We start from the raw sequence: 11,075 nt of genomic DNA on the forward strand, positions 1-11,075 counted from the left end.
CGCTATTGCTCGGCGTCCAGCAGTTGCGGGACGGCCGAGCGAAGCGCGTTTGTCACGGTTGCGACCGCCGGGTGAGCGTCGGAGCCCGCTCGGTGTGCAATCTTGGTCCTTCGTCGAATGGGCATCGGCGTCAGGCGCACACCTAGCGGCGGATGGATTGCTCCGAGTTCAGGAACCAGCGAAACACCCTGTCCCGCAGCGACGAGGGCGAGAACGGTGGCGAATTCGTCGATGTGGTGTCGCACTTTCGGGGTGAATCCAGCTGCCTGGCATGCGCGAATAGTCATTGCATGACAAGCAGTTCCGGGAATTGCGGTAATCCAGGGACGTTCTACGCAGTCGGTCAGCGATGCGACAGCGTCGTGGGGATCTGACTCGATGTCACTCGATGCGAGGTACACGGCTTCGCTGCACAGCGGCAATGTCGTCAGGCCCGGTTCGGTGGGGCGAGGGACGAAGTCGTAGTCGTGAATCAACGCCAAGTCCAGAGTCCCAGCTCGTAGGTCGTCGGCGACGTCCGCCGGGTCGATCTCCGAAACCATCGGTTCCAACCCGGGATGCTCGCGAGACAGGGCGATCAATGCCGCCGGGAGGATCGCCCGTGCCGCGGTCGGGAACGTTCCGATGCGCAGCGGCCCCGCCAGTCCACGACGTGCGTCGACCAATTCACCTGACGCCTGCTCCAGGCGTTGCAGGATGGCTTCGGCATGACGTGCGAGGTTCTCACCGGCGGGTGTGAGTCGGACGCGACGGCCTGTTCGTTCCAGCAGCGGCACGCCGGCTTCACGTTCGAGGACGGCCAACTGCTGCGACACCGCGGAGGGACTGAACGACAGCGCCTCGGCAACGGCAACGATGGTTCCGCGCAGCGCTAGTTCGCGCAAGAGCTTCAGTCGGCGAACATCGAGCATCAGCTCAGCTTACGCTCGACGATGGAAATGCGAACTAGACCTACAAGGTTTGTTCGGTGAGGCTGAGTTCTATGACTACGACTCGAGTTGACCTGGCCGGAATCCATGTTCCACTGATCACGCCCTTCGAGAGCGACGGTCGTATTGCAACCGATGCACTCGAACAGCTTGCGCACCAGGTCCTCTCCGAGGGTGCGGTCGGACTCGTTGCGCTGGGGACTACAGCGGAAGCCGCAACACTCACCGAACAGGAGAGAGTGACCGTTCTGGATATCTGTGCGAATGTGTGCCGTGCGAGAGGTGCGACGTTGATCGTCGGCGCGGGCAGTAACGACACGGCGGGCAGTGCGCAGGCGCTCGGGAGGCTGGCTCGGTGGCCTGAGGTCTCGGCGGCCTTGGTGCCGGTTCCCTCCTTCACGAGGCCGTCGAAAGCCGGTGTGGTGGCGCATTTCGCGCATCTGCAGTCGTCGAGCCCAGTGCCGCTGATCGTCTATCACGTGCCGTACCGAACTGCGTGCGATCTGGACAGCGGCACTGTGCAGGAGGTGGGTACTTTGCCCGGGGTTGTTGGTGTGAAGTATGCCGCGGGCGGTATCGACGCAGCTGCCGTCGAACTCCTCGCGGATCTTCCAGGCGACTTCGCCGTACTGGCGGGGGATGATCTGTTTCTCGCGCCTCTTCTGGCCTTGGGTGCGGCCGGTGGCATCTTGGCGTCCGCTCATGTGTCGACCGCTGAGTTCGTCCGCTTGGTAAAAGCTTGGGACAGTGGCGATGTGGACGGCGCCCGTGACCTCGGGCGGAGTTTGTCGAAGCTGTCCGGAGCTCTGTTTTCCGAACCGAACCCGACTGTGATCAAGGGCGTATTGCATGCGTTGGGACAGATTCCGACTCCCCATGTGCGACTGCCGTTGCTACCTGCGGGTGACGAATCGGTAGCGCGGGCGCTCGAGGTCTACCACTCTTGACTCGAACGGGTGTTCGAGTATGATTTGGGGAGGGGATCGGGGGATTCAATGAGTGTCTTGTTGTCGGATGTGGTGTCGGGTTCTGCGGTGGGGTTACGCGGACGGTTGTGGCAGTTGTCTGCTGCGGAGTTGCGTGCTGCTGCTGTCGAGGCGAGTGCGGAGATTCTGCGCCTGGAAGCCGTTCGTGTGGCGGTGGTGGACGAGTTGTCGTTGCGCCCGGATGATCAGGTGATCGCCAGCCGCGGGACGGGTGCGTGGTTGGCGGCCAACACGATGCTGCAGGTTCGGGACGGGAAGAAGATCGCCGCGCTGGGTGCGGCTTTGCGGCCGTTTCCTGCGGTGGCTGCTCGGTTCGATTGCGGGGACTGCTCGTTCGATCATGCCGTGTTGATCGTGGCGTTCTGCGAGTCACCGCCGAAAGGCATGCCGGAGGAGGCGCTCCCGAAGTGCATCGATTTGTTGTTGGCTGCTGCGTCGGGTGTGGAGGCGACGACGACGAAGGTGCGGAACGTGATCGCGACGTTGGAGCGGTTGTTCGAATCGGATGAGATCCCGCCCGCCGAGGATGTCGATCTCAATGAGTTGCGGATCGCGTCGACGCTCAATGGTCGGGTGGTGGTGCGTGGTGATTTCGACGCCCTGACCGGTGAAATGCTGCTGTCGGCGTTGTCGAATCTGACGATGCCGACCCCAGCACCGGACGGGACGCCGGATTCTAGGTCGGCGGCGAAACGCACCGCGGACGGGTTCACGGAACTGATCCGCCGGTATCTGGACTGCGCGAAAACCGGTACCGATGGTGGCCAACGCCCGCACGTGAACGTGCACATCAACGCTCGGGATCTCGCTGAGCATCGGGACTGCGCCGCAACACCCTCCATGGCTGATGGTGGAGTGGCTGTGTCTGATCTTGATGTCGGGCACATGCCCTGGCTCGGACCGCTGTCGGTGTCGCAGACCAGGCTTCTCGGGTGTGACTGTTTCCTGTCCACGGTTCTGCTCGACGATCACGGCGCGCCGTTGGATGCGAAACCCGGGAAACGGTTGGTCACCGCCGAACAGCGAGTGGCGTTGATCGCCCGGGACAAGGGCTGCGCGTTCCCGGGTTGCACATGTGTACCGGCCTGGACGGATGCGCACCATATCCGGCACTGGGCGAACGGTGGGCCGACGGTGATGAACAACCTGGTGCTGCTGTGCCGTTCACATCATCGGTTGATGCACCGGAAAGCCGGGTTCGTCGGGAAGTGGGCGATTCGGATCGGTGTCGACAACAAGCCCTGGTTCATTCCGCCGCCCTCGATCGACCCGCAGCAGCACCCACGGCCGGCGAACACCACATTCAAAACCTGACTGAGTGGTGACACCCGTTCAGGCGCACAACTTCACGCCGATAGGCTTCAACTCGGAGATACACCCGGGTTGGGGCCTGGAGGCCGTGTTGTTGTGAACGGCTGCAGATATGGGGGAGGTCATATGGTTGTGGACGTTGTGCAAGCGGTCGAGACCGATGGGCCGGAGATTCTGGCGCTGCGGCACGCGGCAGAAGACTGGTTGGCAGAACGCGGAATCATCCAGTGGCGCCCGCGTGAAGTGTCTGTCGAGCAGGTCGAGCAGCAGATTTCGAGAGGGGAGTTCTTTGTTGCGCGAGACCGGGAGCAGTCGAGGATTGTCGGTGCCCTGCGGTTGATCTGGTCAGACCCCGTGGTCTGGCCCAATTCGAACGATCCTGCCGGCTACGTGCACGGATTGGTTATCGATCGAGAATTGTCGGGCACCTCGATGGGCGAACGCTTACTCGTCTGGGCCCATCGACGGTCCGCGGACGAGAACGCGCAGTACCTGCGGCTCGATTGTGTAGAAACCAACGTGCGGTTGCGCCGCTACTACTTGGACGCCGGTTTTACCGAGGTAGGGCGTCGTGACTTCGGAGACGATGCCGACACCGGTTGGTTCAGCGTCGTGCTGTTCGAGCGCTCCCTGACCTGAGCCATTCACAGCAACTTTCCAGCCGGCTCCCAGTGCCGCCAGGGTTGGAGACGCGATCGTTGGCAGGACAGTAACTCGTGAAGGGACTTCCTGATGACCGCCGTTCTGCATCCGGCCCCGCGTCAGCGGCCGGCACCAACTGCCCATCGCGCGGAGCCCTCGCCGTCGTGGTTCCGCACGCGCAGTACAGGATTGGCGCTGACGATCCTGTTGGCAGCAACGGCAGTCCTGTATTTGTGGAATCTGACCGCGAGTGGCTACGCCAACACCTTCTACGCTGCGGCGGCGCAGGCCGGCTCCCAGAATTGGAAAGCGTGGTTCTTCGGTTCCCTCGATACCTCGAATTTCATCACTGTCGACAAACCGCCCGCTTCATTGTGGGTCATGGGTGTGTCCGGACGAATCTTCGGATTCTCGAGTGCCAGTCTTCTAGTTCCGCAGGCGTTGATGGGCGTCGGATCAGTTGCGCTCGTGTATGCGGCCGTCAAACGAGTGGCGTCGCCCGCTGCGGGTTTGGTGGCGGGAGCTGTGTTGGCAGCTACGCCCGCTGCCGCCCTGATGTTCAAGTTCGACAATCCTGATGCACTGTTGGTTCTGCTCATGACTCTTGCCGGCTACTTCGTGATTCGGGCTATGGGCACGGCGATCGGTCGTCGAGCCGCGATGTGGGTGGCGCTCGCAGGAGTAGCGCTGGGGTTTGCCTTTCTCACCAAGATGCTGCAAGGGCTGATGGTGTTGCCTGCATTCGGTGCCGCGTATTTGATCGCCGGACAGGTGCGCTTGCGGACTCGCCTGGTCCACCTGGTGATCGGTGCTGCGTCCGTTGTCATATCGGCTGGGTGGTGGGTGTTGGCAGTGTGGCTGTGGCCCGCTGATTCTCGCCCGTACATCGGCGGATCGACCAACAACAGCGTCATGGACTTGGTACTGGGATACAACGGATTGGGTCGACTTTTCGGGAGCACCGGTGGCGGTGGCGGAATGGCCGGTGGCAGTGCAGGTTCGAGCTTCGGGGGAAGTGCCGGACTCGAACGGCTGTTCGGCAGCGAGATGGGTATCCAGATTTCCTGGCTTATTCCTGCGGCTTTGATTGCGTTGGTGTTCGGCTTACTCGCCTGTGGGCGCGCACCGCGCACAGATCTTGTCCGTGCGTCGTTGATCCTTTGGGGTGGCTGGTTTCTCGTTACCGGCCTGATCTTCAGCTACATGTCCGGCACGATCCACCCCTATTACACAGTTGCGCTGGCGCCCGCCGTCGCGGGGATGATCGGGACCGGTGGATACGCTCTGTGGTTGGTCCGTGCCCGTTGGATCGGACGTTGCGGCTTGGCTGCGACGATGCTGGCCGCAGGAATCTGGAGTTGGGTGTTGTTGCACCGCAATGCCGACTGGCTGCCGATGCTGAAGTGGATTCTGTTGGCGGGCACTGTCGTCGGCGCGATCCTGGTTCTCGTGGGAGCCAAGGATCGATTCCGCAAGCTCGCTGTCGCTGGATTGATTCTTGGATCGTTGGCAGGGATAACCGGTTCTGCGTCTTACGCGATTGCCACTGCCGCAACAGCGCACGGCGGATCCATCCCGACGGCCGGACCAACCGGCGCCGTGTCCGCCTCCGGAATGGGCGGGGGAGGAGGTATGGGTGGGGGCCCAGAGCTGCAAAACGGTGACGCTCCGCCGAATTCTTCTGACGCGACTGTAAATCCGGCGTCGAACGGGCAAGAACTGAGTAGCGGCAGCGAAAGTACTTCCGAGTTGACGGCAATGCTGGTCAATGCGGGCACCACGTGGTCGGCCGCGACCAACGGCTCGCAAAGCGCAGCAACCTACGAGTTGGCCAGCAATACCGCGGTGATGGCGATCGGCGGTTGGAGTTCCGATCCCGCACCGACATTGGATCAATTCATCCAGTACGTGGCAGACGGAAAAATTCACTACTACATTGCCGGTGGCCAGGGCGGAAGCCAGCGAGAGGGCCAAAGCGGGGACAGCACGTCGAGTGCCATCCAGGAATGGGTCGAAGCCAATTTCGCATCGACGACCGTGGGAAATTCCACGGTTTACGACCTCACTGGGTATGTCGGATAGTGACGTAGTTGTTGCCGTAGGCAATGATCGAGAAATGTCTGGGCGCACCGCACACGAGTCGAACCGTCGCCGCGAGCAATGGACCTGGCGCGACGGGTTGGTGATCGTCTCGATCGTCGCCTTGGGAACTGTTGTCGCGGCGGTGACGAACGAGGACACGGGCGCGTCGATTCCCGGATGCGAGTCTGTGGAATCGCCGGGTCCGCCGGTGCGATTCAACTACGGTTTTGCCGGTGAGCCCGGTTATGGCGACCCGGACTATCCGTGGTTCTCGGGTCCGAAGGCCACCGCCATGAGCGATGCACTACTCGAATCGTTGCCTTCCGATGTGGAGGTTGTATTTGCGAGTCCGTCGCAATCGCTCGAGTTTGCGCCGATCCAGAATTACCGGGGGGCTTCGTTTCCTGACGGGGTCGACCCGATCGAGTTCAGCGGTTCTACGTCGGCGAAGGGAACCTTGACTCGCGTCGGGCGGACTGCGGATATCTCGGTTCAGGTGCGTGCATGGGATCAGCCGGTGCCGCCGTGCTTGGAGGGTCTGGTGGATCGGCGGGAGCATCTCGAAAACGGAACAGTGCTCGACATCGCCGATTTCGAGGACAGAGCCGATTTCGAAGACAAAGACGGTTCGGAAGTCGGGGGCGAGCGCGGAGTCGTCGCGTATCTCGGTGATGGATCCCGGGTTGTTGCCAGCGTCGACACGTCGACCGGAACTTCGTCGGATGCTTCCCCGCTCTTGACGATGGACGAACTGATCGCGTTAGCGACCGCGCCGGGGCTTGCGGTGACTGCGCCGGTTCCAGACTCGACGCCGCCGCCGATGGCATCCTGCTACACCGATTCTGTGAATGCCGGTCCACCTGCGTCGCGCATGGATATCGACCGACTGAATCAGTTGCTCGATGCACGTTGGAAGGATCTCGGCGCGGCAGGCGTCACTTTGGAGCGCCCGCTCGGTTCGTTGGTTCCAGATGATTACGGACAGGGAGGAGTGTGCGAGCGGATCGTCGCCTCGACAGCGGACGGCAGCAGCGATGTCGAAATATCAGTTGGTACCGCTGTGCCGGAACCGGGTGACACACTGACGTTGCCAGGCTCCACCACCGTGACTCGCCTGGTCGATCCCGATGGCTCGGGCGATGACACGGTCCGGGTTGTTCACCCCTCCGGCGAAACAGTAGTGGTGACCCAGTTCGTGACATCGGCTGGCTCCACATCGGCGTCGCCTTTGACAATCGAACAGCTCGAGTTCATCGCAACCACTCCAGGGCTGGTGATTTCGGCTCGGTGACGGTGGTGCTGGCACAATAGTGGCGAATTGTTCGTACCCAGAGACGTCGGAGGCTCAACGAATGGGCGATGCCAGCCCTGCTCGCGGTGACGATTTCTCCACCTGGTTCATCGATCAGTTCTCCGTGTACTGGCAGTCCGGCGGTGGGGCCCGCATCGAAGGACGTATTGCGGGCTATCTGTTGATCAGCGAGTCGCCAGGGGTCAGCGCCGAAGAGTTGGCGCAGGCACTCGGAGCAAGTCGCGGATCGGTGTCCACCTACATTCGTCGGTTGATCGACCGGGGGTTCGTCAAGCTCACGCGCAAGCCTCGGGATCGGACTCACTACTACGTCATGGATTCCGACGTGTGGGGCGGATTCCTCGAAACAGAGCACGTGTATCTCGAGAATCAACGCAAGCTTGCGACCGAGGCCCTGCAGTACGCAAATCCCAACGGTCCCGCGTACATTCGTGTGCTCAACATGCGCGATTACATGGGGTGGATCATCGACAATCGCATGCTGAGCAGTGAGTGGATGCGATTCAAAGCTGAACGCGACGGCAAGAAACCCGCGTCCGAATAGGACGCGGGTTTCTCGATCGCACGATGCTGATCTACATCACTTGTTCAGCTTCGCGATTGCCTCGTCGATCATCGGCACGTAGCGCTCGAGCGACCAGGGCACGGTCAGAGGGTTGATCATCGAGGAACCGGTGACGAAGGGCTGTTCGGTCGGAGCGATGACAGTTCCCCGAGCCACAGCGGGGATTGCCTGGTAAGCGGGCTGCGCTTCGATCTCGGCCCGGTTGGCCGGGTCCGAGTAGAAGGTGAAGAGCAGGTCGGACTTGTCGAGGAGGTTTGCGTTCTCGAGGCCGATGACGGCGGAGTCTGTTCCTTCAGATTCCGTCAAGGTGTAGACGACGGGATCCACCTGCAGGCCAAGTGCGCGGACCATGGCCACACGCTGCTCTTCGGCGAAAAAGACGCCGAGGGTTCCTGGGCCCGTGTTGTAGATGAAGGAGAAGCTGACGTCGGCGTAGTTCGGATGTGCTGCAGTCGATTCCGCGAACTGCGACTTGATCTTGTCGATTTCGGCTGTCGCCTTCTCGGATTCGCCCATGGCTTTGCCGATGACGTTGATCTGGTCTTCCCACGTGATGGTCCAGGGGCTCTCGGCGTAGGCGACGGTCGGCGCGAACGCGTTGAGCGAGTCGAACTGCTGCTGTGTGATGCCGGACCAGGGGGCGAGGATCAGGTCGGGTTCGAGAGCGATGATCGCCTCGATGTTGAGATCGGTTCCGCCGGTGAACTGCTCTGGCAGTTCGCCACCTTGCTTCGTGACCGCTTCGTGGACCCACGGCAGATACCCGGTGTCGTCGCTGCCCCATGCGTACTTTTCGACGCCGACGGGGATCGTGCCGAGCGCGATTACGGTCTCCGCCGACCCCATGCCGAGAGTCACGATTCGCTCGGGCTTTTCGGTGATGACGGCGTTTCCGAGCGCACTTTCGATGGTGACGGTTTCGAAGTCGCTGCTGCTCGATTCGGTTGCGGTGTCGTTGTTACTGCATCCGCCGATTACCAGGGCGGCAATGACCAATCCACTCAGCGCCACAGTTCGGCGAAGTGAGCGCACACGGGCGTATCGCATGGGGAACCTTCCGTTGTCGATGCGCCGAGGAGTGAGACTCCGACGGATCGCAGCCGACGGCCGGTTCCAGGCGCGTCAGGAAGCATAGGCTAGCCTTCGCCAAAGTTTCAAATCTGCTGAAAGTTCACGAGCCCGACAAACGGCGACATGCCAGGGGCCTCGTCGACGTTTGCCGGTCAAGCTCAGCAGGTAGGCACGTCGACGGTAATCTTCGGGTCGTCGACCAGCGGCTGGACCGGTACGCGAGCTTCGCCCTCGGCTGTGGGCTCGGTCAGATCGAACTTCAGCTCAACCGTCTGGCCTCGCGGAATGACGGCCCTGGTCATGTAGGCCGGGTGACCCTGTTCAGTTCCGTTGACGGCAAACGAAATCTGTCCACCCACGGAGACGGCATCGAGTTTGGCGCCGGCTGTCGCAAGCAGAGTGACTGCAGCCACATTGGTGCCATTGGGCAGTCGTCCGGGGTTGTCGACGATCCCGCTGACATATTCGGTCAGGTCGGCGTCGGGCGCGTTGTTGGTCAGTCGAACGGTGACCGTTGTCTTTCGGGTGTCGCCGGTGCACGTCTGGGCTGTGTAGTCGATTTCTCGTGTGAGGTAGTAGTCGAGCTTGTTGCCGGCTTGGTTGTTGATCACCACACCGGCATACGGAGCCGCATCATCGGGAATGGTGTGCCCGAGGACGGTGTCGGCAAGAACCGATTGTTCGTCGGGGTGAGAGCTCCACACTGCGATTCTGCCCTCGCTGACGCCCTTGCCCAGAGCTTCCAGCAGTGCGCTCGGCGACTTGATGTTCCCGGTCATCTTCTCCACGACACGAGCTGCGATTGTCTGCAGATACTGCTTTCGTGCCTTGTTGTCGGAAGGGAAGCGAGCGTACGCAGTCGACTCGGTCAGTTCCACGACGTTGTCGGCGGTGACCGACTCTCCGTCGGGCATCTTGATCGGTCCTACCGCTTCGAGGATGTAACTCAGGGCGATCGGATCGGTCGCTATCGCACCGTCGACCATCTCACCCCCGGACTCCTGTGACCACAGGGACTGCCAGATCTGCGCTGCGTAGGGAAAGTGCGAGCTGAGGTTGCTGTTGCGAGAATCGGTGGTCGGGCGACTGTTTCCGTACAGCTGGTTGAAGTCAGGACCAAGGTCTATCGGTTGATTGTCCAGTGTTAGTTCGGAGTTGGGGGAGAGTGTGTCCACCCGAGCGGCGCCGTCGTCGACTCGGACGATGCCGTATCCACCCAACAGGCCGCCGGTTCCTCGCGCTTCCGCATTGGTCTGGAAACCGATGAAGTAGTTGCGCGGTCCGTCGGTGCCGAGCATTGCCGGTGCGATGCGCGCCGCGGTGGCGGTGTTCGTCAGGAGGGTAGCCAGTTCGCTTGTCTGCGACTGTAATTCTGCTCTGGCATCGTTAACTCGGCCCAGGTACTTCGATTCGGGAACTTCCTGTGCCTGCGACGACAGCAATTCCGCGGCGATAGCTGTTTCGGCCAGTTTCGGTTCCGCTTCGCGTAACGGTGCGAGTGCCAAGCGCCCACCGGGCTGCACCAATTCCGTTGGTGCGAGTGAAGTTCCGGTAGTCACGGCAGGGCCGAGAACGTCACGCGTAAGCCCCTGAACGACCTCGGTCATCTGGCGCGTCGACTCGAACGGCGACCCGATGACGGGAATTGCGGCGGTGATGTTCCAGGGGAGTGAATGGGTGTTGTCGTATGCGTCCGATGCTTCGCGATCGGCTTCCGCCGCGGCAGACTCTGCGACTCCCGTATCTCCGGCCAGGAGAGCGCTCTTCGCCGACTGTGCGTGGTCGCGAGCCGCCTCCAGGTTGTCTTTCGCCTCGTATGCCGTGTACCCGAGCCATGCCACGAAACCGCCCACTACCAGCGTCGTTGCGGTGATCGCGACTGCCGTTCTACGGCTTCGGAGAAAAGCGGCCGCCCCCTTGGTTTCGCGCTCCGGGCCCCTCGGTGGGATGGTGTTGGAGCCGCTCGGTTCAGCCCCGGAATCGTCGTCGGACTTTGGTCCCACCGTGTCGTTGTTCATCCGCTGAAGCTCCTGACGTTTGAGTGCGTGAAAGCTGCGTCGACATGTCTAGCAGTGTTGGCCCAGTGGTGAAAACTTAGACGAGACAGTAGGGTTCGGTTCGGCCGTTCGTGGTGTTCGCTCCCATGGATTCACGTGATCAGCCACCGAACGTTCGTG

At 61.6% G+C, this 11,075-nt stretch carries 9 protein-coding genes; 6 read left to right on the forward strand and 3 right to left on the reverse strand.

Annotation, left to right across the window (positions count from 1 at the left end; genetic code table 11):
* Nucleotides 1-2: 2 nt before the first annotated feature.
* Nucleotides 3-911 carry a LysR substrate-binding domain-containing protein gene (locus G4D79_RS18110; RefSeq protein WP_030537090.1) on the reverse strand — a complete coding sequence of 303 codons (909 nt, stop codon included), beginning with the start codon at nucleotides 909-911 and terminating at the stop codon, nucleotides 3-5.
* Between the two features lie 71 nt (nucleotides 912-982).
* On the opposite strand from G4D79_RS18110, the gene G4D79_RS18115 reads away from it, so the two are divergent.
* The 6 genes from G4D79_RS18115 to G4D79_RS18140 all read left to right on the forward strand — a co-directional run bounded on the left by G4D79_RS18115 (nucleotide 983) and on the right by G4D79_RS18140 (nucleotide 7,806).
* Nucleotides 983-1,876 (forward strand): dihydrodipicolinate synthase family protein, encoded by an 894-nt coding sequence (locus G4D79_RS18115; RefSeq protein WP_099698146.1) that lies wholly within the window; start codon nucleotides 983-985, stop codon nucleotides 1,874-1,876.
* Nucleotides 1,877-1,924: 48 nt separating this feature from the next.
* Nucleotides 1,925-3,229 (forward strand): HNH endonuclease signature motif containing protein, encoded by a 1,305-nt coding sequence (locus G4D79_RS18120; RefSeq protein ID WP_099698145.1) that lies wholly within the window; start codon nucleotides 1,925-1,927, stop codon nucleotides 3,227-3,229.
* 123 nt (nucleotides 3,230-3,352) lie between these two features.
* A complete protein-coding gene (locus G4D79_RS18125) occupies nucleotides 3,353-3,865 on the forward strand; it encodes a GNAT family N-acetyltransferase (RefSeq protein WP_099698144.1) in 513 nt (170 codons plus the stop codon).
* Nucleotides 3,866-3,958: 93 nt separating this feature from the next.
* Nucleotides 3,959-5,950, forward strand: a complete 1,992-nt coding sequence (locus tag G4D79_RS18130) for a glycosyltransferase family 39 protein (RefSeq protein WP_099698143.1) — start codon at nucleotides 3,959-3,961, stop codon at nucleotides 5,948-5,950.
* A gap of 34 nt (nucleotides 5,951-5,984) precedes the next feature.
* Nucleotides 5,985-7,241, forward strand: coding sequence for a hypothetical protein (locus G4D79_RS18135; protein ID WP_099698142.1), 1,257 nt, complete (start codon nucleotides 5,985-5,987; stop codon nucleotides 7,239-7,241).
* Between the two features lie 61 nt (nucleotides 7,242-7,302).
* Entirely contained in the window at nucleotides 7,303-7,806 is a 504-nt protein-coding gene (locus G4D79_RS18140) for a GbsR/MarR family transcriptional regulator (RefSeq protein WP_003942377.1), read from the forward strand.
* 36 nt (nucleotides 7,807-7,842) lie between these two features.
* Here the strand turns inward: G4D79_RS18140 and G4D79_RS18145 are convergent, their stop codons facing one another.
* Entirely contained in the window at nucleotides 7,843-8,874 is a 1,032-nt protein-coding gene (locus tag G4D79_RS18145) for an iron-siderophore ABC transporter substrate-binding protein (RefSeq protein ID WP_007732282.1), read from the reverse strand.
* A 182-nt stretch (nucleotides 8,875-9,056) separates the two neighbouring features.
* Nucleotides 9,057-10,916, reverse strand: a complete 1,860-nt coding sequence (locus tag G4D79_RS18150; protein ID WP_099698141.1) for a DUF4012 domain-containing protein — start codon at nucleotides 10,914-10,916, stop codon at nucleotides 9,057-9,059.
* Nucleotides 10,917-11,075: the final 159 nt, after the last annotated feature.

The sequence above is a fragment of the Rhodococcus sp. WY5 genome, assembly GCF_018588185.1.
Taxonomy (GTDB): Bacteria; Actinomycetota; Actinomycetes; order Mycobacteriales; family Mycobacteriaceae; genus Rhodococcus_F; species Rhodococcus_F qingshengii.